The sequence below is a fragment of the Sphingobacterium sp. B16(2022) genome (assembly GCF_012030425.1).
GTDB classification, from domain to species: domain Bacteria; phylum Bacteroidota; class Bacteroidia; order Sphingobacteriales; family Sphingobacteriaceae; genus Sphingobacterium; species Sphingobacterium anhuiense.
On the sequence record NZ_JAAUVN010000002.1, the window covers coordinates 191,199 to 215,936 of the forward strand.

General features: G+C 35.2%; 22 protein-coding genes. 10 read left to right on the forward strand and 12 right to left on the reverse strand.

Features of this window, described 5'->3' with window-relative positions; genetic code table 11:
* Positions 1 to 18: 18 nt before the first annotated feature.
* The 4 genes from HCX49_RS11260 to HCX49_RS11275 all read right to left on the reverse strand — a co-directional run bounded on the left by HCX49_RS11260 (position 19) and on the right by HCX49_RS11275 (position 9,478).
* Positions 19 to 7,002 (reverse strand): type I polyketide synthase, encoded by a 6,984-nt coding sequence (locus tag HCX49_RS11260; RefSeq protein WP_168127134.1) that lies wholly within the window; start codon positions 7,000 to 7,002, stop codon positions 19 to 21.
* A gap of 530 nt (positions 7,003 to 7,532) precedes the next feature.
* Positions 7,533 to 7,925, reverse strand: a complete 393-nt coding sequence (locus HCX49_RS11265) for a DUF1801 domain-containing protein (protein WP_132770895.1) — start codon at positions 7,923 to 7,925, stop codon at positions 7,533 to 7,535.
* A gap of 114 nt (positions 7,926 to 8,039) precedes the next feature.
* Positions 8,040 to 8,843: a DNA alkylation repair protein gene (locus tag HCX49_RS11270; RefSeq protein WP_168127135.1), complete on the reverse strand. Its 804-nt coding sequence runs from the start codon at positions 8,841 to 8,843 to the stop codon at positions 8,040 to 8,042.
* Positions 8,840 to 9,478, reverse strand: a complete 639-nt coding sequence (locus HCX49_RS11275) for a peroxiredoxin-like family protein (protein ID WP_132770893.1) — start codon at positions 9,476 to 9,478, stop codon at positions 8,840 to 8,842. The genes HCX49_RS11270 and HCX49_RS11275 overlap by 4 nt, the downstream gene beginning before the upstream one ends.
* Before the next feature lie 92 nt (positions 9,479 to 9,570).
* On the opposite strand from HCX49_RS11275, the gene HCX49_RS11280 reads away from it, so the two are divergent.
* Positions 9,571 to 9,915, forward strand: coding sequence for a winged helix-turn-helix transcriptional regulator (locus tag HCX49_RS11280; RefSeq protein ID WP_132770892.1), 345 nt, complete (start codon positions 9,571 to 9,573; stop codon positions 9,913 to 9,915).
* Between the two features lie 99 nt (positions 9,916 to 10,014).
* On the opposite strand, the gene HCX49_RS11285 is transcribed toward HCX49_RS11280, so the two are convergent.
* The gene (locus HCX49_RS11285) at positions 10,015 to 11,355 is read right to left on the reverse strand and encodes a DUF389 domain-containing protein (RefSeq protein WP_132770891.1); all 1,341 of its coding nucleotides are present in this window, start codon (positions 11,353 to 11,355) and stop codon (positions 10,015 to 10,017) included.
* Positions 11,356 to 11,535: 180 nt separating this feature from the next.
* Between HCX49_RS11285 and HCX49_RS11290 the strand changes: the two genes are divergently transcribed.
* Complete coding sequence (locus HCX49_RS11290; RefSeq protein WP_021187873.1) at positions 11,536 to 11,991, forward strand: VOC family protein; 456 nt, start codon at positions 11,536 to 11,538, stop codon at positions 11,989 to 11,991.
* Here the strand turns inward: HCX49_RS11290 and HCX49_RS11295 are convergent.
* The gene (locus HCX49_RS11295; protein WP_206368408.1) at positions 11,988 to 12,362 is read right to left on the reverse strand and encodes a winged helix-turn-helix transcriptional regulator; all 375 of its coding nucleotides are present in this window, start codon (positions 12,360 to 12,362) and stop codon (positions 11,988 to 11,990) included. The genes HCX49_RS11290 and HCX49_RS11295 overlap by 4 nt on opposite strands.
* A gap of 147 nt (positions 12,363 to 12,509) precedes the next feature.
* Here HCX49_RS11295 and HCX49_RS11300 point away from each other — a divergent pair, with 147 nt between their 5' ends.
* Positions 12,510 to 12,932: an NUDIX hydrolase gene (locus HCX49_RS11300; protein ID WP_021187871.1), complete on the forward strand. Its 423-nt coding sequence runs from the start codon at positions 12,510 to 12,512 to the stop codon at positions 12,930 to 12,932.
* Positions 12,933 to 13,117: 185 nt separating this feature from the next.
* Positions 13,118 to 13,549, forward strand: coding sequence for a nuclear transport factor 2 family protein (locus HCX49_RS11305; protein WP_132770890.1), 432 nt, complete (start codon positions 13,118 to 13,120; stop codon positions 13,547 to 13,549).
* Between the two features lie 139 nt (positions 13,550 to 13,688).
* Here the strand turns inward: HCX49_RS11305 and HCX49_RS11310 are convergent, their stop codons facing one another.
* Together HCX49_RS11310 and HCX49_RS11315 are read right to left on the reverse strand one after the other, a co-directional pair.
* A complete protein-coding gene (locus HCX49_RS11310) occupies positions 13,689 to 14,126 on the reverse strand; it encodes an RrF2 family transcriptional regulator (protein ID WP_021187868.1) in 438 nt (145 codons plus the stop codon).
* A gap of 52 nt (positions 14,127 to 14,178) precedes the next feature.
* The gene (locus HCX49_RS11315; RefSeq protein WP_037524391.1) at positions 14,179 to 14,535 is read right to left on the reverse strand and encodes a hypothetical protein; all 357 of its coding nucleotides are present in this window, start codon (positions 14,533 to 14,535) and stop codon (positions 14,179 to 14,181) included.
* A 129-nt stretch (positions 14,536 to 14,664) separates the two neighbouring features.
* On the opposite strand from HCX49_RS11315, the gene HCX49_RS11320 reads away from it, so the two are divergent.
* Positions 14,665 to 15,057, forward strand: coding sequence for a group III truncated hemoglobin (locus HCX49_RS11320; RefSeq protein ID WP_132770889.1), 393 nt, complete (start codon positions 14,665 to 14,667; stop codon positions 15,055 to 15,057).
* Positions 15,058 to 15,139: 82 nt separating this feature from the next.
* Here the strand turns inward: HCX49_RS11320 and HCX49_RS11325 are convergent, their stop codons facing one another.
* Positions 15,140 to 16,486: a MutS-related protein gene (locus HCX49_RS11325; RefSeq protein WP_132770888.1), complete on the reverse strand. Its 1,347-nt coding sequence runs from the start codon at positions 16,484 to 16,486 to the stop codon at positions 15,140 to 15,142.
* A 509-nt stretch (positions 16,487 to 16,995) separates the two neighbouring features.
* Here HCX49_RS11325 and HCX49_RS11330 point away from each other — a divergent pair.
* Complete coding sequence (locus HCX49_RS11330) at positions 16,996 to 17,418, forward strand: Fur family transcriptional regulator (RefSeq protein ID WP_132770887.1); 423 nt, start codon at positions 16,996 to 16,998, stop codon at positions 17,416 to 17,418.
* A 60-nt stretch (positions 17,419 to 17,478) separates the two neighbouring features.
* Positions 17,479 to 19,536, forward strand: a complete 2,058-nt coding sequence (locus HCX49_RS11335; protein ID WP_132770886.1) for a heavy metal translocating P-type ATPase — start codon at positions 17,479 to 17,481, stop codon at positions 19,534 to 19,536.
* 72 nt (positions 19,537 to 19,608) lie between these two features.
* Here HCX49_RS11335 and HCX49_RS11340 read toward each other — a convergent pair whose 3' ends face one another.
* Complete coding sequence (locus HCX49_RS11340) at positions 19,609 to 20,484, reverse strand: SIR2 family protein (RefSeq protein WP_168127136.1); 876 nt, start codon at positions 20,482 to 20,484, stop codon at positions 19,609 to 19,611.
* Between the two features lie 816 nt (positions 20,485 to 21,300).
* Between HCX49_RS11340 and HCX49_RS11345 the strand changes: the two genes are divergently transcribed.
* The 3 genes from HCX49_RS11345 (at position 21,301) to HCX49_RS11355 (ending at position 23,322) form a co-directional block, all read left to right on the forward strand.
* Positions 21,301 to 22,122 (forward strand): metallophosphoesterase family protein, encoded by an 822-nt coding sequence (locus HCX49_RS11345; protein WP_132770885.1) that lies wholly within the window; start codon positions 21,301 to 21,303, stop codon positions 22,120 to 22,122.
* Positions 22,103 to 22,708, forward strand: coding sequence for a hypothetical protein (locus tag HCX49_RS11350; RefSeq protein WP_021187861.1), 606 nt, complete (start codon positions 22,103 to 22,105; stop codon positions 22,706 to 22,708). Before HCX49_RS11345 ends, HCX49_RS11350 begins: the two co-directional genes overlap by 20 nt.
* A 116-nt stretch (positions 22,709 to 22,824) precedes the next feature.
* Positions 22,825 to 23,322 (forward strand): YdcF family protein, encoded by a 498-nt coding sequence (locus tag HCX49_RS11355; protein ID WP_132770884.1) that lies wholly within the window; start codon positions 22,825 to 22,827, stop codon positions 23,320 to 23,322.
* Positions 23,323 to 23,365: 43 nt separating this feature from the next.
* On the opposite strand, the gene HCX49_RS11360 is transcribed toward HCX49_RS11355, so the two are convergent.
* Together HCX49_RS11360 and HCX49_RS11365 are read right to left on the reverse strand one after the other, a co-directional pair.
* Positions 23,366 to 24,091, reverse strand: coding sequence for an AAA family ATPase (locus tag HCX49_RS11360; RefSeq protein ID WP_132770883.1), 726 nt, complete (start codon positions 24,089 to 24,091; stop codon positions 23,366 to 23,368).
* A 47-nt stretch (positions 24,092 to 24,138) separates the two neighbouring features.
* Positions 24,139 to 24,357 carry a DUF4287 domain-containing protein gene (locus tag HCX49_RS11365; protein WP_021187858.1) on the reverse strand — a complete coding sequence of 73 codons (219 nt, stop codon included), beginning with the start codon at positions 24,355 to 24,357 and terminating at the stop codon, positions 24,139 to 24,141.
* Between the last annotated feature and the right edge of the window lie 381 nt (positions 24,358 to 24,738).

Sequence of the window (24,738 nt, forward strand, 5' to 3'; positions counted from 1 at the left end):
ATTATTCTATACCGATGTTTACCAATTGTTTCCCGACATAATCAACACTTGATTTTCCGTTCCGTAATTTATTTCATTCAGAAAAACTTCTTTTCCTTCTTTTAAAGGAATTAATGAAATACCACGACGTTCATACTCTGTTTCTAAAGATTGAGAAACCATGCCAGCACCTTTCCATGGACCCCAGTTGATTGAAATCACTTTACCAGCGATGCGCTGGTTTAATGCTTGCGCATAATCATCCATAACGCTATTGGCTGCGGCATAATCGGTCTGGCCTTTGTTACCGTAAACGGAGGCAATACTTGAAAACAACACGACAAACTGACAATCAGTACGTAACTGTTCTGCAAGTACACGTAATGGTTTTACTTTTGTATCAAAAACACGGCTGAATGAGCTTGCTGTCTTCTGTCTGAAAAGTTTATCTTCTAATAAACCGGCACCATGAATGACCCCGTCTATTTTCCCATATTCCGTATAGATACTATTTAATAAAGCGCTTAGTCCTAGTTCGTCGCAAAGATCTAGGGATTGATAAACGACCGTGCTTCCAAGACACTCCATATGACGGATCGTACGTAGGATTTGATTGTTTTTGAAAATTCGTACAGTCTCCTTTTCGATTTGAGCAGGAGAAGTGAATCTTGCAGTTTGAATCAGATAGCTTCTAATTTCCTCCTTGGTCGTCATACCTTCCATTTCTTTCAGTTCAGCTGATTCGATTCTTGGATCGGCTGAACGGCCGATCAGAATATACGTACAAGGGTGTGCTTCAGCCATGTGTTTCACAAGTTCGGAAGTAATGCCCTGTCCGCCACCAAGTACTAATACGACAGATTTTGAATCTAGTTGGATCTGTGCTTTGTCGAGACTGTTCGGAAATGGTGAAGGTGTCAAATCCATCCGGTGGCGCTGTTCATTCTTATAGATGACCTCCGCTTGCTTTTCTGTTGTTAGGATTTCTTTTAGCACTATCTCTGCAATTTGTTCAGTCCCTAGCGGTGTACTTAAATTAATCAATCGACAAGTCGTGTGATCAAATTCTCTCGCTAAACTTTTGAATAAACCAGCGTAACCCTGATAATGTCTCAATACATTGACATCTTTAACTTCACCAAGATGTGATGAAGTGTCTGAAATTAAATATACCCACTTCGCTTTATCAAAATCAAGTTTCTGAATTAACGAAATATAATCAATGATGGTATGCTTGACCGTAGATGTGAAAAGGTGTAACATGATGAGTCCATCAAAATCAGCTATTTCGGTATTGATGTCGATCAATTCTACATGAGCACCATATTTCTCCAGATTACTTTTTATTGCTGCTACTTGAGCACTATTATCTTGTGTAATGGCAAAGCGTTTTCCTTTTATAAGGTCCATGTTTTGTGTTAATGGTAAGTCTGCTGGAGCTAATCCAAGGCTTAGGCGTGACAAGCTGCTTGGTACAGGCTCATCTTGACTGATGTCCTTAATCCAAGTTGCTAAACCATTCAACGTTTTGATAGCTGCGAGTTTTTCCATCAAATCATCTGCTTGCTCCATATCGTCTCCAAAACCAATTTTGGTTTTGAGATCGCTGATGATCTCCATACGTTTAATGGAATCGATACTTAAGTCGGCCTCCAGATCTAAGTCAAGCCCGAGCATCTCTTTTGGATATCCCGTCTTTTCACTTACAATATCCAATATTGCTGTTTGGAGCTGTTGAAGGCTCAGCTGATCCTGGACTTGAGTTTTTAAATCTATGGTCTCATTAGGTGCTGTTTCGATTTCGGATGTCGCTGCTGTACTTGTGTATTCTTTTAGCCAAGAAACTAAACCGCTTAAGGTTTTGATCGCTGCTAATTGTTCCATTATGGTATCTTCATTGCTATGATCATCAGAAAATAGATTAAGTTCGGTACGAAGTGTTCCGATAATCTCAACTCTTTTGATCGAGTCGATACTTAGATCTGCTTCAAGATCCATTTCCATACCAAGCATTTCCTGTGGATAACCAGTTTTTTCACTGACTATCTGTAATAATATAGTTTTGATGTCTTTAGCTGGAGCTGTTTTTACTTGATTTACTGTTGTTAACTGCTGTATGATGGGTGCAGCAGGAAGTGTTGCCGAACAGTCGATGATTGTGTTAGGTATGGCAGGAGTATGGGGCGGAATGGGATTTATGCCCGGATTTTGTCCTAAAAAAGTGAGCATCACATCGCGTTGTGCCTGTATAAGCATCTTCATACTGTTCAGATATTCTTGCAACATGCGTTCGGTAGCAAGTTGACTATCAGACGAAGAGGCCGGTTGATTGGCAGAGTTGTTCATTTGTAAAGGAGTTAATATTGGTAATGCACCATTGGTTGGCAATGTTCCCGTAGTTGGTAGGGCAGATTGGCCATTTACACGCCAAATAGCAGGATTTTTTTTGTAAATTTCGGGTTGATCGATTTGAATAAAAGTTGTGTCGCGACCTTCAAAAAGTTGACTTATTTTAAAGTTGCGGCCTGTACTGAGATATTGTGCGAGCATACCTAGCAGATGGGTCAATTTATTCCGGCTGCTGTCTTCGACATGAAGTGCTACCTCGTCTTTATCTAAACAGGATTTTGTTAAACCTGTTAGTACTTTTCCAGGACCGACTTCGATGAATATACGTGCGCCAGCGGTATACATGGCTTGAATTTCTTCCACAAATCGGACAGGTTCTACTAAATGATCCGTTAATCTGGTTTTGATATCCGAACTATTTATTGGATATAAGGTAGCAGATGTGTTAGACCAAACAGGAATTTGCATATCCTGAAAAGCTACATCTTTTAGGACGCTGTGATATAGTTCTTTTGATTTAGCAACTAGTGGACTGTGAAAAGCACAGGCTACTTCTAATTTTTTTGCAGAAATCCGTTCCTGTTTTAATAATTCCATTAGTTTATTGATACCAATGGAACTTCCTGCTACTACACATTGCGATGGTGCATTGAAATTAACGAGATAGCAATTATCTACCTGATCAACAATAGATTTTAGACGGCCTGTTCCAGCATTCACAGCTAACATCGTACCTGGATCGCCATTTTCTACTGCGTCTAAAATAGACTGAGCTCGTTTCAAACTTAATTCAACTAATTTTTCTTCATCAAATACACCGGCAAAACATAAAGCAGGTAGTTCACCGTAACTATGACCAGCAAGCATATCGGGCACGATGCCTAATGACTTCAGGAATTTTGCAATGGCAAGATCTATAATACCTAAAAGGGGTTGTGCTAAACGGGTATCTTTAATGGTTTCCTTTTGTTGCTTTAAATCATTATCATTGAAGGTAGCTGACGGAAAGACGACTTGTTCTAGTTCCGGATGATCGGCCAATAATTGGCGCATTTCTGGAAATACCACGAATAAATCGCGCGCCATATTGATGCGCTGACTACCTTGTCCGGGGAAGAGGAAGGCAACTTTACCAGGTTTATTATTGACGATGTACGTGTCTTTACTTTCAATACCTGAGAGTACCAACTCAATTTTCATCATTAAATCTTCTGCATTATCCGCAACAATGCTTAATTGAATCGGATCAGTCGAGCCTGTGGCTAAACTATAAGCAATATTTTTTAGTGGAAGTTCATCGTTGGTATCTAATACAGATTTGATCTGTTTCAGTTGATTTTTGGCTTCTTCATAGGATTTTCCTCGAAAGACAAAAAGCTCTGATGGCCAAGCTTGTAAAGTAGCGTTCTTATCTGCGGTAGGATGGTTAGCGATGACTGTGTGAAAATTTGTACCACCAAAACCAAAGGCACTAATACCCGCATAACGATTCTTATCATTCCATAAGCCACTTTCAGCATAAAATGCAAATGGGCTCGTTTGCGCATTATAATATGCATTTGGCTGTTTGAGGTGTAGGGTGGGAGGTTTTACGCCATAGTATACGGCTAAGGAAGCCTTGATCAGGCCTGCTAAACCAGCCGCACATTTTGTATGTCCGATTTGAGTTTTCACAGATCCCAAATGTGTCTGGCCGGGCAGTGCTCCCGATTTGCTGAAAAGATTGGTGAGGGCACTTAGTTCAGTTTTATCACCGACTACGGTTCCTGTACCATGTGCTTCTACTAAACCGACACGTGCGGGACTAATACCTGCTTGTGAGTACGCACGCTCTAGCGCACGTACTTGACCAATTTTTCTTGGAGCAGTAAGACCTAATGCTTTACCGTCACTCGATCCACCTACACCTTTAATCACAGAATAGATACGATCACCATCACGAAGAGCATCTTCGTATCGTTTTAAGACTAAGATAGCAACACCTTCACCTAATGCAATACCATCGGCATCACTGTCAAATGTTGCACAGCGGCCTTTACGTGAAAGTGCGTGTGTACTTGAAAACATGAGGTAATCGTTGATGCCGTTATGTAAATCGGCACCACCTGCTAACACAACGTCTGATTTTCCTAAAATCAGTTCTTGACAAGCCAGATCAACCGCTGCCAATGAGGATGCGCAAGCTGCGTCAACAGTGAAATTGCGGCCACCAAGATCAAGACGATTTGTAATTCGACCTGCGATTACATTGGCTAAAATACCTGGGAAAGAATCTTCCGTTGTATGTGGAAATGCTGTTTTTACTTCTTCATGCAGTTCTCCAAAAACTTGCTTATAGTATCCTCTAAAACTATAACTATTGGCGAGATCATTACCGCCTTCGGCACCAATGATAACTGAAATGTTTTCTCTGTCAATGCTTTTGTCGGCATATCCAGCATTATCCATAGCACGTTTTGCAACAAGCAGTGTTAATAACTGAGTAGGTTCAATAGCGGCTAGCGATTGCGGTGGAATTCCAAATGCTAAGGGATCGAAATCAATTTTAGGAATGAAACCGCCCCATTTCGAATGCGAAACATCAGGACCATCTACATCCGGGTGATAATAAAGATCTTTATTCCAGCGCTCATCAGGAACTTCTGTTACACTGTCTTTTCCTAAAATAATATTACGCCAATATTCTTCAAGGTTTTTTGCACCCGGGAATATACATTCCATACCGATAACAGCAACATCCAACGGTTTTTCCAGTGATGCAGGTTCTTCAGGTAAAACGGCTTGTTGAATATGAACAAAATTAGCTGCACTCACATTTTCATGAAGTTCAGTAAGTGATAGCGCTTGGTTCTGCATCGTCGCAACTTGTCCAATCATATACATACCCAAGTCTAATTGATCATCTTTCGCTATAGTGACAAGCTTGTCCCCCTGACGTTCTATACCTTTAGCTGCAATTCTTAAGCGGCCTACATTTAATTTTTCAAGTTGTTCCCACACTTGTTTTTTATCGAGCCCTGCGGCTAGCAATTTTGCTTTTTCGGTATTGAAATGGGTAGCAAAAGCAGTATTAAGACAGCGGGTTTCATGTCCAGGCGCCGTTTCTAATAAAACGGTATCTTTTGCGTGCAGTGCTTGGTTCTGAAATTCCTGTTGAATAGCCCCCGTGCTTACTGCTTCTTGTGTATAAAGGTAAGCAGTACCCATAAGGACACCAATTTTTACACCTCTGGCAGCTAGTGGTGCCGCCATAATCGATACAAAAGCAGTTGAAAGAGCGTCATGGATGCCACCTGCAAAAAACACACTGATGTTTTCGGGATGATCTTCCTTTAAAAGACGTTCAATCTGTTTTTCCCAAAGTACCATACTGGAAAGGGGGCCTACGTGTCCACCACACTCCCGACCTTCAAAGATGAAGTTTTTAGCCCCTTCCTTTAAGAAGATATCTAAAAGTGCTGGCGAAGGCACATGAAGGAAAGTTTTTATGCCCGCTTTTTCAAAGACTTTTGCTTGTGCAGGTCTTCCACCGGCAATTAATACCACCGGAGGTTTTGCGGCTAGTATATGGGCAGATTGCTCATCTCTTAACTCTTGAGGAGCAAAACCTAAAATACCAACCCCCCAAGGCTTTTCACCAGCGCGGGTTTTAGTTTCCATGATCAAAGCTTTTGCTTGCTCTCCTTTTAGTAGGGATAGTGCGACAAAAGATAATGCTCCTGCTTCAGAAACAGCACTGGCAAAAGCTGGAACATCACTGACACGCGTCATAGGACCCTGTGCAATTGGGTAACGTAGACCAAGTTCTTTGGCCATAATATTATCCTTGCTGATGACATTTAACGTCTTTGCCTGTTTCAAATGGCCATACATAGCCTCCTTGAATCCAAAGATCAATTTCTTTAGACTTTTGAAATCTTCATATAGATCTATGGCCAATGAAATATCTTGTCCCATTGGTATATAGCTATGGGTAGGATCAAGGTCTTTGAAATATTGCTTCAGATTTTCGGCATTAATTTCCTCTGGTAAAGCAGGGGAGTTTGGTCTAACCAACACCCTATGATTTGCAATAATCTTCGTTTCTGTGCCATTTAGTTTTGAACAAAGCTCTTTTAAGCTTTTAGGTATACTACTTTCAGGAAATAGTGCCAACTGGCTATCCAATACAATACCAGCAGCACCTAAAGCCATTGCTGCAGCTGCAGTATGAACACCAATACCACCTTGAACCCATATAGGTAGAGTTTTAATTTCTTTGATTATACGTTGAAATAAGACAAAAGTTGATTCGTAACCAACAAGGCCAGCAGCTTCGTTGCCTTTTACGATGATTCCTGCCGCACCTAATTTTTCGGCAGATTTTGCCTCTTCTAAGCTATTTACCTGGTAAAAAACGGATAGATCTGAAGCTGGCTTAGTCACGGTCACAGATGGAAGAATAATATATTGTACTTTTCCCGGAATCTGAAGTGATGTAAAACTTTCGTCTGGAAAGTAAATACCACAGGCAGGTATATCTAGGTGATCAAGTTGTTGCAACGCCTCTTGAGCTGTTGTTAACTGATGTCCTAAACTTAAGAATGGAATTGCACCTGCCTGATGTAATTTATACATAAGGTTGATGTCAGGCTTTTCAAAAGGGGTTAATCCAAATATGGTTAAATTTCTCATTACATTGATGATGTTGAAATGGTAGCAGGTGATTCCATAACAAAACGCGAAAACCTTTTCGGCGGAATAGGCTGCTATAGCTGATTAAAAGTAATTATTTTTTGTTACATTTTTAATAATAAAGCTAATTTGATAATGATTTTTTAACAAAAAAGTATTAATTACTTGATTATGATTAACTAAAAATATATAATTTGATTATAATTATGTTTTATTGGCTTATTAATACTTTTTAATCGATATAAAAGCTTTTATTCATACTATTTTAGTAATATTTGGAGAGTGTTAAATCTAAAAGTAGAATTTTATCCTAATTTTCACTTTATTAAGTGAAATAATTTGCAATAAAAAGTATTTTTTTTGAAGAATACTTAGGCTAGCAATGAACTATTTATCAGGTAAGATTAATGGTTGTAAGGGGCTCATGCCATTATTTGATTCTCTTTATTTAACGATTTGGTTGTGTTAAGATTTTTGATGTAAAATGGTTTTGCACAGATTTTTATTTCTGGATTTTTGAAATCATAGATTTACTTCAATCGGATCAATATTCCTTTTCGTTTTATAATATTCTTGTAGTCCCATTGTATTTTTATTGATTTTTCTAGCCAGCGTTTTAAATCGTTTTTATCAATTTGAGAAATGGAATTATAGTAAATCGATGCATCTTTAAATTTAGCACCGATAAACTTTAATTTTTCTTCTTCAAAATCTGAACCACTCCAAAATATCAGTCTTATTCCAGCTTTTTGTCTGCTGTATCCTACAATGGGATTTTTTTCTATAAACCATACGGGATGTGCATGCCATATTTTATTTTCAGCATCTGGTAAATGTTGGGAAATTTCCTCAGCTAGCATATCACATATGGCTTGGTCTTCTTGATTCAGTTGACTATTGTAGATTCTAATATAGGGATCCATATTTTATATGAATAATTATATGTGTTTGATAATTCTTGGTCTTTCGGACTGAATTTACAATAATTTTCACTGGTTTCTACTTTGCAAATGACAAGAAAAATAGTATTTGGTTATTTATGATCTAATTGTTCTTAATGCTTTTTTGATGATATATTTTGTTTCTTTTGTACCACTTTCTTTTTCCCAGCGCTCACAAAGTGAGCGCACGAAATCTGCTTTTGTCTTACTGGCATCGTTGAGCCAGTTGCCAACACTGTCCTGTACATAACGATCTGGATCGGATCGAAGTGGTTCCAAAATTTCTAATGCTAGCTCAGGTTTGTTTTTGAGTAGATCAATATGCTGGCACCATACACCGCGTGGTCTTGTAGCCTCGCTGCTAAATCTTCTTACATTTTTGTTTTCATGCGAAGTCCAGTTGGAAAGGATGCTGATGCTGGAAAATAAATTATCTTTAATTTTATGTCTTACCGCCATCCAGCTGATCTCTCTCACTCCGAAATGTGTGTCTGCAGCAAATGGCTTAATTTGCTCTAGTGTCTGCTCAATGCTCAATTCATGATTTCTGCCAATTGTGTATGTTGCCCAACAGCGAGCCATATCGGCCTGATGTTGGGATAATATTTTTAGAAATTGCTGATCTCCATTTTTGAATGATTGCTCAAAGAGCGCTGTTCCGATAGCTTCATTGATCGTATTGACTGTTTGTTTTTTTAGCTGATCAATAGCTACTAAAACTGGTTTTAGATACGCTATGCGTTTATGTTGCTTTAATATATGCATCAGTAAAGATCGTTGATCAATCGCTAACCACTCAATCAGATTTGCTGTTTCGACTTCTCCACAATTTAATTGCTTTAAAATAGCTGGAGATAGATCTTTAGTTGATCTTGCTCCTGTTCTTTTTACTTCGATCATAATTGGTCGATAAGGTCTTGAATATTTACTCTGTTCATATAATTGCTATCAACAAATTGATAGGTTATGTTATAATTTGTATCAATGATGTATACTGCTGGTATTGGTAATTCTTTATGATCATTTTTATTATATTTTGACAGTTTAATCCCTAACTTTTCATAGGTGGTGAGGGCGTAGTTTGGTAGCTCAAATGAAATGCCGAGTTGTTTGGCTAGTGTATTATCCTGATCCGTCAAAATATCATAACGGAGCATGTGGTTCACTTCTAATTCTTTGTTATAACTTTCCGATTGTGGAGCTATAGCGACTAACGAAATGTTTTTTTCTTTAAAAAATTCCATGTGGTCCTGTAATGCCTTTAGTTCTACATTGCAATAGGGACACCAGCTACCACGAAAAAAAGCTACAATTACTTTGCCTTTTTTTAGTAATTCATTTAAGTGGATGATTTGATTACTGGTATTCTTTAGGCTGAAATTGGGGAATTTATTACCGACCTGTGTGCTATTTTCTTCAATTTTACTGCTCTTTAATTCTTGAATAGATTGACTAAAAACTTCGATAATGTCAGCCGGCAATTGTGCGGCTAAGTTTTTATTAATTTCATCTATTTTCTTTGCTAAGTTTGTCATGCGATATGATTTGTTTTTGCAAATATTTAAAAGTAAATTCATAATGACAATACCGCATATTATTATCCCTATGGGATAAAAAAGTCAATTTTATGAAATCAAAGGTGCAAGCTATATCTGAAAAAATATGTCCATTGGAATTTGCGGTGAATACGATAAGTGGTAAATGGAAAATTCCGATTATCTGGCGGATCAATGAAGGTGAAAAGCGTCCTAGTGAAATGTTGAGGGGAATAGTTAAGGTGGATCGCCGCGTGTTAAATCAACAATTAAAGGAGCTTGAAGAAGATGGTGTTTTAAGTAAAAAAAGCTTTAATGAGTTACCTCCACGTGTTGAATATACGCTTACACCTCTAGGTGAAAAACTGGTGGAGGTACTATGGAAATTAAATGCTTGGGGAGAATTACTGTTGCAGGAAAAATCGGATTTTAAGTGATAGGTTCACTAGTAATGAACTGATGAAGCATCGCTTCACGATATAAAGGAACAATTTTAACCATGATTTAAGCCATTTCCCTGTAGGGAAATGGAAAGCTTACTTTGTCGATTCCTTTCGTGGCAGTGCAAAATCACTGTTCTGGTTTGCAATAACAGCTACTTCTCTTTCCGGAAATTGGATCTTCATCCAATTCTGGAGCTTGATAAATTCTTCTTCGCTTAGTTTTTTATCTGCTATATAAATTAAAGAAATGGTATTGATAGCGCTATCCGCAGTGATTATTTTATTCTGTACACCTATGCTGTAGCTCGTTATCTGCGGAAATAAGATTTTGATATTCTCTTGTAAATTTGGCGTATTGATCTGGTATTTGTTCAATTCGGCATTTAATTGTTTTATTCTAATATCTTTTTCAGAAAGATTCTGTTCTTTTTTGTTGATTTCGTTTAAAATATCTGCTTTAAGATCATTGTTGTCTTGACGGATGACTAGTTCTGTATTTTTAATTCCATAATCTTCCATTTCTCTTTTTATTCTATCGACCTCTTCTTTGCTGAATTTTTTGATTAAGAATGCTAATTCTAATTTTTTAGGATTAGAATTATAGTTCGTTCTTTCAAAAACGACTGTATATCCTTTGTCTGTAAACGCTGTCTGAATAAATTTATTGACTTTTTGTGAATATTGTTTTTGTTCTAACAATGTATATGCGAAGTAGACACTAGGAATAATAAGTACGAGAATAATCAGTGAAATGACACGTGTTATTTTCTTTTCACGGTTTGCATCTACAAAGTTAACCTTTGGATAGTTGAGGTATTTGACAATGATAAAAGTAGAAAGGCATATGAAAAAACAGTTGATCATATAGAGATACAATGCTCCCGCGAAATAAGAAAGATTGCCAATTGCTAGCCCATAGCCTGCAGTACATAAAGGAGGCATTAATGCTGTTGCTATAGCAACTCCAGGTATTGGATTTCCTTTTTCGACACGGGTGATGGCAATAACACCAACAAGTCCACCGAAGAAGGCAATAAGTACATCGTATATATTAGGTGAGGTGCGTGCCAAGAGTTCGGATTGTGCATCTTTGAAAGGACTTAGAGTGAAATATAAGAAAGAAACCAATAAACTTACAAAGGTTGCAATAAGAAGATTTTTTAATGATTTTTTTAACAGCGGAAAGTCATAAACTCCTAATGCGAATCCGGCTCCTACTATTGGACTCATTAAAGGTGAAATAAGCATAGCTCCTATAATGACTGCTGTAGAGTTCACGTTCAAACCTACCGAGGCAATGACTATAGCGCAAGCTAGTATCCAAAGATTAGCTCCTCGAAATGAAATATTATTTACGACATTTTCTAAGACATTTTCCTTTTTGTCTTCGCCAGTATGTAAATTGAAAAATCGTATGAATTTGGAGTTTGCCATAATTTCTCTATTATTACTCAATAACAGTATTTGTTAAAAATCGTTTGATAAATGTTAGGATATTCTTATGATATGCTGGATGAGTTTTTTTCTTTAAATATTATGATGCGGCCAACGAACAATTTTGTAAGTTCTTTTATTCAGCGATAAGCTTTCATAGGTTTGTCTAAAATATGTAATATGAAGTTGTCAGAAAATATTGTCGGTTTTCATCATTATTCGTTAAAGGCTCCTCAATTTGATGAAACAGTAAAGTTCTACGAACAATTGGGATTTGTAATTGTGCACTCTTGGTCATTACCTGATTTTAATCTCGAAAAATGTGTCATGATGTATCATGAACAGATTAATGTATATGTTGAAATATGCGATGGTGATGCCGATATGCCTGCTCAGGGTAGAAAGCGAAGGTTAGGGGAGGAAATGGTCGAAAATTCTATTCTTCATATCTGCTTTGTTGTCAAGGACGCGGCTAAAGCAAGGGTGGAAGCATTAAAAGCTGGAGCTATAGACCTGAGCAATGGAGTGCTTGCTATTCAGTTGAAAAATAAATCTAAATCTGTCGGTGTTCATAATAGTTTGGTTTATAGTCCAAATGGTGAGGTTATAGAATTTTTAGAACAGGTAAGTTTCTAGTTTTCACCGATAGCCCCTAAGGCGGTTAATAAGGCTAAAATTTTCCTTCCTTTTTCGGTTAGGATGTAAAGCGATTTGACTTTATCTTTTTTGTTATCTATAATTTGATCTTCGACCAATTCTTTCAGTTGCTTGGTGAGTATCCGGTCGGAAATATCTGGAAGTATGGATTTAAAACTTGCGTAATATAAATCTTCTTCATGGAGAGCAAATAGTAAAGATAATTTCCATCTACCACTGATTTGAGCGAGTGCTTTATGGGCTTTGCAAAACTCTAATAGCGATTTTTCATTTATAGAATTTGTTGAATTTTCTTTACGCATATTTGATATTGATTCATGAGAAGGACAAGTTATGGATAAATTATTCATTTCTCCTTAACGGAAATTCTTTTGATGCCTTTATGCCCATAGAAAAAGATGTTTTTCCTTTATGCACATTTTAATAAGTAAATCTGACTATTGATTTTTCTTTAAAAATTATTAGATTACGCGTTATATAAGTTTAAAATTTTTGATATGGATACGCTTAATTCAAGTCTTCTTACAGCAGGTTTAATCACTTTAAAAGATAATAAACTCTTGTTGGCCTATAGTAATAATAAAAAAGCATGGTATTTGCCTGGCGGTAAGGTGGATCGTGGAGAGAGTTCATTAACGTCTTTAAAGCGGGAGATTAGAGAAGAATTGATGATTGACCTGAACGATGATAGATTGGATTTTTATTGTCATATAACTGCTCCTGCATATGGCGAAAATCCTGTGGTTATTATGGAGCAGGATTGTTTTATATATGATCTTAGAGAAGAGATTAATCCTAGCAATGAAATCGGGGCGGTCCAGTATTTTTCGAGAGCATCATATATGAAAGAGCAGTTTCAAGTGATTGGTGTTTTAATGGTTTTTGATAAACTGGAAGCAGACCGGCTAATAAAGGTCTGATACTTTACCTTTATTTTCCTGCTATTCACCGAGTTTTTTATATTGTTGATCTAAATGTAATAAAAAGAGCGTGTTCCTTGTCTTAATTTTGAGTCAGAAAGTTAAAAGAAATACTTTTTAAGAATGGGGTATTTAACTGACTAACTGATAACTCAAGAAAACTAAATTTATAAAATAAAGACATTATGAAAACGCTAGTAAAAACATTCACTGTAGCAGTATTGGTTGCAATCAGTACACTTACAATGGCTTCGGGAAATCCTGAAAAGACAATCAATTTGTCAACTGCAAATTTTGCAATCGATCATTATATAGACGTAATGACTGAAGGGCAGTCGCTAGGTTTAGAGCAGTTATTTACTGCTGATTATAATCAGAAAGTCCAGGGTAAAATTGCAAGAACAAATAGCCGTTCGGACGTTATCAGTTTTTTGAAAAAACAAAAAGGAGAAAAGTTAAATTGTAAAACGACAACTTTGATCTTAGAACAGTCTTCACATTATATGGTAGCGAAAGTTACTATGCAATTTGAAAATTTTACTAAAACAGATTTGGTTACTTTAGTTAATGACGGCGGAGCCTGGAAAGTTTCAAAATCTATTAATTGTTATCAATAGAAAATGTTTAATTAAGTATCATATGTTTATGTTAGTCCTGTCGAAAGATAGGACTTTTTTGTTTTCCGATAATAGTTGATTCTTTTACTGATATTATGAAGGAATTTGTTTTCTTGTTATTAAGAATTCAGGTTAATTATTATTTAGATAATGTTAAGCTACCTTTTATGAGTTCTAGATTAAATTGACCAATTGTTGTATTTTTAAGCATGGCACTAAGGTGATTTCTTACTTTTTTGAAATCGTTGTGCAGAGGACATGGGTTTTTCTCGGAACAATAATCTAATCCCATGCCACATCCGATAAAGATCTGCTCGCCGTCTACAGCTAAGACTATGTCGGCAATTGGTTTTTTTAACCCTGCAGGATCAATGTAAAATCCGCCATTAGGTCCTTTCGAAGATTGTATTACACCTACTCTGCTGAGATTCTGAAGAATCTTACCTAGAAAGGGTTCTGGTAGCTTTACTTTTTCAGCAATCTCTTTAATGCCTACTTTTCTACCCTCATGAGAACTTTGAGCGATATAAAAGACTGCACGCATGGCATATTCACAGGTTTTAGAAAAAACACCCATTTTTTTAAATTATATTTTCTTTAATTGTAATCTTATGTGCAAAGATACTGTTCTAATTGATATTTATAACATTTTGGACGCGTTGGACATGATCCTGCTTGTGTATAGAAAGTCTTATGATACTGTTTTTATTTGCTGTAAGATTATGCATGATGGCACCTTCTAAGCCAATGAGATCTCCTTTTTCCATGTTATGTATAACTCCTGCTACATTTAAAATTATGGAACCTTCCTGGATGTGTATGACAATGGGAAATGGGCTTTTGTGATCGGTCATAATTACTCCTTCTGCTAGACATATCCGAATCTCTTTAGTCGATGATGTTTCGAGTAAGACTGTTACTGATGGTTTTTCTCCTTTATATGACACTTCTTTATAGAGTGATACCGGAGTGTTTTGTTTGTTCATTTCCATGTCAGTTTTTTTTGATTAGTACAAATATAGTTATAAAAGATGTTTAACTCTTTTAATTATGGCTATATTTGTTTGTCGATACAATTTTAAAAATAACCCTTTATCAATTTGTGTATTAGGAATATGGAAAAGAAAGATATAACTTCATTAGCAGATATTCAATTACTTGTTGATACGTTTTACGGCAGGGTACGTGAGGATGCTCTCATTGGTCCCATCTTCAATAATCTACTGGCTGGCCGCTGGGAGGATCATTTGAAAAAAATGTATAGTTTTTGGCAAACTATCTTGTTGGAAAAGCATACTTACTTTGGAAGTCCATTTCCGCCACATGCTGCTATGGCTCTTACTAATGTGCATTTTGATGCTTGGCTAAAGCTCTGGTATAGTACGGTTCAGGAATTTTTTGAAGGAGAGAAAGCTGATGAAGCTATTCATAGAGGAGATAAAATGGCAACTATGTTTTTATCTAAAATCACTTATTTTAATAATTTAAATACCAAACCATTAATATGAACCTTAATACTATAAAGATGTGTTAGTACTGATCAATCGGATTTTGTTAAAATATTTGAACCCTAGTTTGGTATTGTTAAAATTAAGATCTTTGAGATGGAATTGATTTAAATAATTCAAATACTTTTTCTCTCTCGAGTAAACGCATACCCAGCTTTTCTGTGGAGACACCTGGAATTAATCGATAAGTGAAGGTAATATGTGATTCTTCATTAATTAATGTTTCTAAATGTTTTAGCTCAACATGATTTTTGTTTAATTTCGCACTTAGTTCAGTTATATGAGAGGATATCAGAAAAATAGAATTGTTTAATTCTTCACATCTTTCTACTAATGTTAAAGTAGCGTGATAAGCATCGTCATAATTTGTTCCTTTAAATAATTCATCCAGCAAAATAATCATTCTCTTCTTTGAAGCAATTAGTTCAGCTGCTTTTTTTACTCTAAGTACCTCATTGTAGAAATGGCTGCGGCCAGAGCTAAGGTCATCACCAAGATTGATTGTCGTTAAAAGGCCATCAAAAAAAAGTGTATCCATTTTTTCTGCGGGAACAGGTAAGCCCAAGTGAGCTAAATAAATGCATGCTCCTAGGGTTTTTAACAAGGTCGATTTACCAGTCATGTTTGCTCCAGTTAAAAACCAGATGTTTTTCTCTTGTGATATGATGATATCGTTTTTTATAGGCTTTTTTAAAAATAGATTATAGGCTCCTTTTATCTCTAACATATGATCTACATCGGTTTTATTGTGAAATGTGGGAAAAATAAGATGATTTTGCATCATGGATTTTGCAATTCCTTGATAAATATCTAGTTCGTAGATAATAGTAAAAATCTTTTTAATATTGTGATTATTTAAATTTCTGAATTTATAATCATATTTGAGAATTAAAGCGGGCGATATTTTTTTACTGGCTATTACTTTTAATTCGGATAGATCAAAATCTGATGTTAATTTGTTTAAAGATTTAAACATCTCCCTGAGTCGTCCTACAGGTTTTTCCTGTTCTACTGCTTTATTTAATAATTCTGTCAAGTATGTGATTAACATGGCGATTTCGGCAATAGAGCGTTTGATTAATACGCGTTCCATTTGATTTTCTGCGGACCAGAAATTGAAAGATAATTTTTCTGAGTAGTAACGAAATAGATTTGCTGAATCAGTTTCTACTCCAAGACTTAAATATTTTTCTAAATCTTGGAACATATATTTATCGAATGGATGATTATCCATTACGTTTGATAAGTATTCGATTGCTTCGTTTCGGTCTTGGATTTCTTTTATATCTTTTAATGGATTAATGAAGTAGCTGTATAATAGGGACCTTCCGCCTAAAGTGCTGGTATTGTCAAAGAAATTACATAAACTAAAATCTCTATGATCAATAGCGTTTAAATCACTGAGGGTTTGCTTATCAATTGTGAACATATCTTTAGAAATTGTTTATTAATGGTTTGTCGAATTGTTTCTTTTTTACTGCTGAATCTAAACTAAGATACAAAATGTGGTTAATAGAATCAGTTTGTGTGCTAAAATTTAATAAGTTACGCAGGATAAAATAAGTTTGAGTAGTACAATAGTTATTTTTTATAGAAGTGGGCCTGTATTCCCAAAATGATGAATTACATTATGCAGTCCGTTATCCTTGCCACTTAAAAATAGTTAGTAAAATGTAAAATTATGGTCAGTATTGTAGTTGTAGAAGTTGACTCTTTATTGTTCTTGATACCTCATTAATCTTATTTCGAGAGAAATTAAACTTATTTTGGAGTTAAATTTCATATATTTATGTGTATATTTTGGTATGATAATAGAAGTTTTTAATACTTATTTGTGCTGAAATCAATGATAAAAATACAAGATATTAAGTGCTGTTAAGGATTTCTAATTGTTATTTTAATGAGAACAAATAGAATATTCGCTTAAATTACAAGTGCATGAATAATGAAATAGAGAATAAACTTCGGGATAAAAATACAAAGCCAACAAGTATGCGGATATTAGTATACGATTTTTTAGCCTCTCAACATATTGCTTTATCCTTATCTGAAATGGAGGCCCACTTCTATCCAGCAGACCGTATAACCCTATACCGTACACTCAAAACTTTTGAAGAAAAAGGTATTGTGCATAGTATACAGGAAAATAATACGAGCAAATATATCCTCTGTCATGATGATTGTAATGAGGAAACACATAAAGACTGGCATCTTCATTTTTACTGTAAGATCTGTAAGCATACCACTTGCCGGACAGATATTAATTTTTCTGCGCCCAATAATAATTCGGTTCGAATTGATGAGGTCCGACTTTTTGCTAAAGGTATTTGCGAAAATTGTATGAATGAAACTATGCAATAGTATTGCACAGCATGAGCGCTTATCTTTGATAGTATTAATTAAGTTAAAGAATCTTATACAATGACTGTACAACATAAACACAAGTACGACGAAGCTGGTACGCAGCTTTGCTGCACACAGACAACAAAAATATATAATCAGGCTGGTGCTCAGGAACTCATCGGTCATCAGGGTAAATGTGAAGGACATAATCATAATGGAGATGGTCAAGTTCAACATACTGATGATGATGGACACGATCACTCTCATGTAGAAGGTAGCCCTTTGAAGCTGTTTACTCCTGCGATTATATCTTTTGTTCTTTTGATGCTTGCTATTGCTTTGGATAACTGGGTAATACAGAGTTGGTTTCAAGGGTGGGTAAGGTCTATATGGTATGTAATAGCATACATTCCGGTAGGTTTTCCGGTCATTAAGGATGCAATAGTCAGTATACGGAAAGGTGATGTTTTTTCCGAATTCTTTTTAATGGCTATAGCTACTATCGGTGCGTTCGCTATTGGAGAATATCCTGAGGGTGTGGCGGTCATGCTATTTTATGCTGTTGGGGAAGTTTTTCAAACTTTAGCCGTATCAAGGGCTAAAGGGAATATCAAAGCACTTTTGGATCAACGTCCAGATGAGGTGACTGTTCTAATCAATAATCAACCCCAGATCATAAAAGCTGAAAATGTAGAAATCGGCTCAATCATTCAGCTAAAACCAGGTGAAAAACTGGGTTTGGACGGTGAATTGTTATCTGATGTCGCATCTTTCAATACGGCCGCTTTAACTGGAGAGAGTAAACCGGATAGTAAATCTAAAGGAGAGACCGTTCTTGCTGGAATGATTAATTTGAATACGGTTAGTTTGATTAAAGTAACAACTGCTTATACAGATAGTAAATTAAGTAAGATCCTAGAGCTGGTACAGAATGCAACTGCTCAAAAAGCACCAACTGAATTATTCATCCGTAAATTTGCTAAAGTATACACGCCAATAGTAGTTTTTCTGGCGATCGGTATTTGTTTATTGCCTGCGCTGTTTGTGCAAGATTATGTATTTAGCGATTGGCTGTATCGGGCATTGGTATTTTTAGTTATATCTTGTCCTTGTGCTCTGGTAATCTCTATTCCTTTGGGTTATTTTGGAGGAATTGGCGCTGCAAGCCACAATGGAATTTTGTTTAAAGGAAGTAATTTCTTGGATACACTAGCGAATATTCAGCATGTGGTCATGGATAAAACTGGAACGATGACTGAAGGTGTCTTTCAGGTGCAAGAGGTTAATTTTGATACTAATTTTGATCAAGCTGAAATATTAAAGATGGTGAATGCTTTGGAGAGTAACAGTACTCATCCTGTAGCTACAGCTATTCATCAATATGTCGGTGAGGTTGATCATAATATTCGTTTAGATCAAGTGGAAGAAATAGGCGGGCATGGATTGCAGGCTACCGTGGACGGAAAGCAATTATTGGTCGGCAACTTTAAGTTAATGGATAAGTTTAATATCCGTTATGATGTTGATCCCGCTACGATTGTGTATACTTTGATCGCTGTTGCATATGGCGGTAAGTTTGTCGGATATATTACTATTGCGGATAGCATTAAGACTGATGCATTAGAAACCATTCAGCAATTACACAAACTGAATGTAAAAGCAACTATGCTAAGTGGTGATAAAAGTACAGTGGTTCGATATGTGGCTGATCAATTGGGAATTGATCAGGCATATGGAGATTTATTGCCGGAAGATAAAGTCAATAAACTTAAAGAAATCAAAGCACAAAATCAACGCGTTGCCTTTGTTGGTGATGGTGTAAATGATGCTCCTGTTGTAGCTCTAAGTGATGTAGGTATTGCAATGGGAGGTCTAGGTAGCGATGCGACCATCGAAACTGCTGATGTGGTTATACAGGACGATAAACCGTCCAAGATACCAGTTGCAATTCGGATCGGAAAGCAAACTAAGCGCGTCGTATGGCAAAATATTACCTTAGCTTTTGTGGTCAAGGGAGTTGTATTGATTTTGGGTGCAGGGGGGATAGCAACAATGTGGGAAGCAGTTTTTGCTGACGTCGGTGTATCTTTGATAGCTATACTGAATGCTGTAAGAATTCAGAAAATGAAGTTTTAAATTTATTGAAAGTGCTCGTAATTTGATGTAAAGCGAGCACTTTTTGTGTACTTTAGTTTTTAGACTGTTATCCTACAATTTATCCTTAATACTTTTTACAACGGCTTTGTAATACTTGATTTTGTTTTCATCATCAACGATCTTTACTTTAACGTCATTGGCGGCTAAAAGCTGTATTTTGTCTGCCGAATCTTTTACATATTTCTTAGGAATATAGTAATAAATCTGATTTTTGATAAAGGTATTCTTCTTGTAAAACTTGTTTCTTGCTCGATAGGTTAAAAGCCACCATAGGTCGATCTCGACAAAATCCAAGGAGAGACCGAAAATATGTAGATCATTTGTGAAGAACAGATCAACCCATGATTGTAAAACCATTTGTCTGCCTGTTTGTAATCTTCTAATAAGGGATGTTTTATATACTTTGGTGCTCGGGGCATAATTTGGTCCATTGACAACATACTCACGCATTTTTTGTAGTTGTCCACAATAATGTTCATAGCCAAGGTTAATAGAAAACGGATTATTGCAATCTCCGTGAATATGCCAGTAGTTTTTGTTTAAAGATTGATATTGTCTAAATACACTATAGGTCGTTTCATTCACTAAACTTGTTTTTATTTTCGGATGTATGCCTTCTAGACTGAAATCATAATTGGTTGTCATGATATTTTGAACGGGTAATGCTCTAATTAGTTCATGGATTTCATTTTGTTGTATAGCAGAAACGGCATCTGCAATGAAAGTTTTAAGCTCTTTTTCATCCACATGCTTTTGTTTTATGGCATTCAGGAATATCTCTTCGTAAAGCATAGGGAATGGTTTTTGACCATTTTCTAAGGATTGAACATGGTATTTTTTTTTAATGCTCATTAACAGATCATTCCAACTTGTTCCCTTGTTGATATTGTTGATGTCATTGCCAATAAGCAGTGCTATATGAGTCATAGTTTTTAAGGGTCTTGATAATCGCTTGGTTACTGCATTTTATTAAATCTAATATCGTTATTTTCTTCTAATCTATATTCAGCGACGCATATTTTATTGCACTGTAAGATTTTCATCCAAGATGGTATTTGCCTATGCATTTAGCGTGTTCTAATTTTTTTAATTTGAGCCATGTGAGGAATGTAAGATGGGTTGATTATGGCGTTTTTATTGTATTTAATGTAGCAATAATTTAATCTCAAATTTTATATTTCCTATATATGTCCAATATGGTCAGTTTAATTTTAGATTTTAAATCGTTCAAATTTTTATATAACCATTAGTGCGTTTTTAAAACTTATTGATGATCGAATTATAAGAAATTTTAATCTTTAAATACTATTTTCTATTAACAACTATTTCGTAAAGTAGCTGGTGTAATTTATTTAATTTATGATTTTTAAATCAATTTTATAGTTTTATGTATTAATATTAAGTTCGATTTATTAGTTGTTTAGTATTCTAATGTTTCATTTATTTCAATTTTACTCATATCAAAAAGCTACTTAATAAAATTCTGAAGAACTATCTCTGTTTGTTCCTTTTAAAGGCCATTTTTGTCATTTAAAAGTCTCAATAAAACTATTTCTGATTTTTAAGGTCAAAAGGTCAATTTATATTTTAATATTTGTACTACTTCGAAACGTAATAAATATTATAGCGGCATGTAAATGCCTTCAATATCTTATAATATTCGAAACTGCATAGTGATTCATCGTTTTCACAAATGGTGTTAATGTGCTTTTATTTCTTATTTAATCTTTCAATTATTTTTCAATGATTAGAGAAAAAGCAATCAGGTTGGCAATTCAGGTCACTTTTATAGTATTCATTTCGGTTTTTTCCGGTTGTAGTGATTTTGAATATAGTCCAAATCAGATTTTTAGTAAAAATTCATATCGCGATCTCAACGCAATCAATTTAAATAAGTTGGGGGATGGTCAGCAAGATGATACTGTCCGGTTTATAATAACAGGAGATACGCAGCGGTCACATAATGAAACAGTAAATTTTTATAAGAAAGTAAATACGATGACAGGGATTGATTTTGTGATTGTGGCTGGCGATATAACTGAGTTTGGTAACCTTAAAGAAATGCAATGGGTTGCCGAAAACCTTACTAAGCTGAATAGACCATTTCTTGCGGTTATTGGCAACCATGATCTTACTTCACGTGGCAGAGATGCATTTCAGCATATGTATGGAAAGCTCAATTATTCTTTTGTATATGGGGGAGTTAAATTTATCTGTCATGATACGAACAGTAGGGAGTATAATTTTAATGGTCAGGTACCTAATATACCCTGGCTTAAAAAGGAGCTAGAGCCACAGCCTCATGTAGAGAGTTATGTGGCTATTTCTCATGTTCCACCTACCTCTCCAGATTTTGATCAAAATCTGGAATACGATTATGCTTCAACATTTAGCAACGCCGGAGGTTTTCTCACATCCTTTCATGCTCATAATCATGTTTTTGAGGAGTTTACTGTTGGAAACTTTGAAACACCTTTTGTGGTCACGAGTGCAATTGGAAAAAATGAATTTTTATTAGTCGAAATTGTAAATAATAAACTGAGCTTTGAACAAATATCTTTTTAAATTAAGCATACTAGTCCTTTTTTTAATTGGCACAGTCAATCCGAGTAATGCACAGAAAAAGAACTTTTTAATCCCAGATGCGGCAATTATTCAATATGCTGGAAGCATTGGTTATATAAGTGTTGGCGCAGGATATGATATTTTTAAAAATAAGAGAGGTAACATTGATTTTAATTATGGTTATGTACCTGTTTCTAAGGGAGGAGAGCTACATTCGATAACCGCAAAATTTGCTTACAAGCCTTTTGAAATAAAGTTAAATAATTGGGGGAAATTGTATCCACTTAATCCAGGTGTATTTCTCAGTTATACTTTTCATGATGATTTATCATTTAAATTTAATTCATCGGAATATCCATCTGGTTATTATTATTGGTCTCCTGCTTTGAGACCTCACATCTCATTATCTAATGAAATTGAACTCAATATGAATAAAATATGGAAGGAAATCGGAATAGAAAAGATTGGAATTTATACTGAATTCAATTCAAATGACTATTATATTATTAATTATTTTCAGAATATAAAAGCACTTTCTCTTGCTGATGTTTTTCAGCTTGGGGTAGGTATACGATTTAAGTTTTAATCTTTTAAACTAAAAAAGGATTGTTTCTGAATATTTTAGTAGGTGTTTTCAGTCGTTTTTATGTTGGTGTCGCTATTAGATTATAAAATCTCAGATACTTTTTTTAAGTTTAAATCATGAAGAAAGTAATTTTGGTTTTGGGTGCGCCAAATGATGAAAGGGGAAATCTGAGTCAAATTGCAACTGACAGACTTAATTGTGTATTTGAACTCTGCAGGTATAATGATTCCTACCAGATTTTATGTTCAGGCGGATTTGGAGGTTTTAATCCTACAGATCTTCCACATGCAACATACAGCAAAGCATATCTCGTTTCAAAAGGAATCCCAAATCATTTTTTTTTACCTTTTGCCCTTTCGGCGCATTCAGTTGATGATATTAGGAAGGCTTTACCAATATTGGAGGAAGAAAGACCAGACCTGGTGATGTTAGTCACCTCAGATTTTCACATGGAGCGTATAAAAATTTTATGGGATATTATAGCACCTAAGCGATTTCCGATTATTTTTATCCCTGCAGTTTCAAGCTTGGATACACAGCAATTAGTGATGCTTGAAGAACATGAAAGGAACGCTATTAAGGCTTTAGAGAAAAATAATTTTAAAATATATTAGTCTAAAATTAAGGGATTAAGCCATCTCTATTTTTATGGGAAATTTATAGTCCCAGTTCATTTAATATTTGTCGATAATTATTAATAAAAAGCTTGGTCAATTTAAACTGTTCTGTTTCTTCATAATGCGTTAATTCAAGTCCGCTATCTGTTACTTTATATATTTCTGAATCGGGATAGGATAATAAAATAGGGGAATGTGTTGCAATAATAAATTGAGAGTTTTGATCGACCAATTCTTTTATCCGAATCATCATATTGAGTTGACTGTCAAATGAAAGTGCTGATTCTGGTTCGTCAAAAATATAAAATCCTTTTCCTGATAATCTATTATGCATCAGTGCTAAGAAGCTTTCTCCATGTGAACATTGATGTAATGATTGACCATATGCTTCTTCTAATTTCGCTTGATCGCCTTCGTAAAGGTTATCTATTTCACTGGCAACATTAAAAAAACTCTCCGCTCTTAAGAAATAACCGTCTCTAAAGCGGTATGGACCTCTGATCAGTTTGATATCCTCATAAAGGTTCGAATGTGATTCTTTCGTTGAAAAGTTAAAATTTAAGCTTCCACCTTCGGCATTAAATCCTGACTTAATCGCAATTGATTCGATAAAAGTAGATTTTCCTGATCCGTTGTCTCCTACGATAAAAGTAACTGGGCTATGGAAAGTAAGCTTATCTAAACTATGGATGGATGGAATGTTGTATGGGTAAGATATACGATCCACATGTGGCTTAGTATTTTCAACACTTTTTAGGTATAACATATTAATCAATCATATAAAAACAAATATTAAGTTAGTGCTAATGCGACTTAATCTCTTTTCCCTTTGATATAAGCATACACTGCTTGTGCATGACCATGTCCGAGCTGATAATCTTCTTTTAACCAATTGATAATTTGATTAGCTTTTATTTCAGCTTTAATTTTATTGTTTTCTATAAATCCTTTTTGGGTTGCTAAGTCTATAAATGCTTCGGGACTTACTCCGGTTTTTTCTTCAATATTCTTTAGGTATGTGTGAAAAGACATGCTATTAAATTTAATTTTCGGTTTCTAATTACTGGTACATTTATCAACTAGCTTTTTTATATTTTGCTGTTGGTCTGCATTATATCGTAGCTAAAATTATACCACAATTTTGCCTTTTTTTTAAAAATAAGCATTGATTTTCTATCGGAGATTAACGATACTTTATTTTTTTATGCAGGAAGTATCGTTTGCACAGGTGTACTAATAGGGGATGAGAATCTAGGAGTAGTATCCTCTTTTATGAATCGAAATAGTATAATATATTTTCTAAAGCTTACATAAAATAAAGCAGGGTGAATTAATACGCTTGTAATATGTGGTATATACTTGTTTTGAGAAAATATTGAAAAAAAAGAAAATCTTCCAATCCACTCATAAAAA

What these genes read in the sequence shown, in the direction of transcription:
- HCX49_RS11260 (WP_168127134.1), bottom strand. Translation starts at nt 7,002, where the DNA reads ATGAGAAATTTAACCATATTTGGATTAACCCCTTTTGAAAAGCCTGAC.
- HCX49_RS11265 (WP_132770895.1), bottom strand. Translation starts at nt 7,925, where the DNA reads ATGGATCCCTATATTAGAATCTACAATAGTCAACTGAATCAAGAAGAC.
- HCX49_RS11270 (WP_168127135.1), bottom strand. Translation starts at nt 8,843, where the DNA reads ATGATCGAAGTAAAAAGAACAGGAGCAAGATCAACTAAAGATCTATCT.
- HCX49_RS11275 (WP_132770893.1), bottom strand. Translation starts at nt 9,478, where the DNA reads ATGACAAACTTAGCAAAGAAAATAGATGAAATTAATAAAAACTTAGCC.
- HCX49_RS11280 (WP_132770892.1), top strand. Translation starts at nt 9,571, where the DNA reads ATGAAATCAAAGGTGCAAGCTATATCTGAAAAAATATGTCCATTGGAA.
- HCX49_RS11285 (WP_132770891.1), bottom strand. Translation starts at nt 11,355, where the DNA reads ATGGCAAACTCCAAATTCATACGATTTTTCAATTTACATACTGGCGAA.
- HCX49_RS11290 (WP_021187873.1), top strand. Translation starts at nt 11,536, where the DNA reads ATGAAGTTGTCAGAAAATATTGTCGGTTTTCATCATTATTCGTTAAAG.
- HCX49_RS11295 (WP_206368408.1), bottom strand. Translation starts at nt 12,362, where the DNA reads ATGAATAATTTATCCATAACTTGTCCTTCTCATGAATCAATATCAAAT.
- HCX49_RS11300 (WP_021187871.1), top strand. Translation starts at nt 12,510, where the DNA reads ATGGATACGCTTAATTCAAGTCTTCTTACAGCAGGTTTAATCACTTTA.
- HCX49_RS11305 (WP_132770890.1), top strand. Translation starts at nt 13,118, where the DNA reads ATGAAAACGCTAGTAAAAACATTCACTGTAGCAGTATTGGTTGCAATC.
- HCX49_RS11310 (WP_021187868.1), bottom strand. Translation starts at nt 14,126, where the DNA reads ATGGGTGTTTTTTCTAAAACCTGTGAATATGCCATGCGTGCAGTCTTT.
- HCX49_RS11315 (WP_037524391.1), bottom strand. Translation starts at nt 14,535, where the DNA reads ATGAACAAACAAAACACTCCGGTATCACTCTATAAAGAAGTGTCATAT.
- HCX49_RS11320 (WP_132770889.1), top strand. Translation starts at nt 14,665, where the DNA reads ATGGAAAAGAAAGATATAACTTCATTAGCAGATATTCAATTACTTGTT.
- HCX49_RS11325 (WP_132770888.1), bottom strand. Translation starts at nt 16,486, where the DNA reads ATGTTCACAATTGATAAGCAAACCCTCAGTGATTTAAACGCTATTGAT.
- HCX49_RS11330 (WP_132770887.1), top strand. Translation starts at nt 16,996, where the DNA reads ATGAATAATGAAATAGAGAATAAACTTCGGGATAAAAATACAAAGCCA.
- HCX49_RS11335 (WP_132770886.1), top strand. Translation starts at nt 17,479, where the DNA reads ATGACTGTACAACATAAACACAAGTACGACGAAGCTGGTACGCAGCTT.
- HCX49_RS11340 (WP_168127136.1), bottom strand. Translation starts at nt 20,484, where the DNA reads ATGACTCATATAGCACTGCTTATTGGCAATGACATCAACAATATCAAC.
- HCX49_RS11345 (WP_132770885.1), top strand. Translation starts at nt 21,301, where the DNA reads ATGATTAGAGAAAAAGCAATCAGGTTGGCAATTCAGGTCACTTTTATA.
- HCX49_RS11355 (WP_132770884.1), top strand. Translation starts at nt 22,825, where the DNA reads ATGAAGAAAGTAATTTTGGTTTTGGGTGCGCCAAATGATGAAAGGGGA.
- HCX49_RS11360 (WP_132770883.1), bottom strand. Translation starts at nt 24,091, where the DNA reads ATGTTATACCTAAAAAGTGTTGAAAATACTAAGCCACATGTGGATCGT.
- HCX49_RS11365 (WP_021187858.1), bottom strand. Translation starts at nt 24,357, where the DNA reads ATGTCTTTTCACACATACCTAAAGAATATTGAAGAAAAAACCGGAGTA.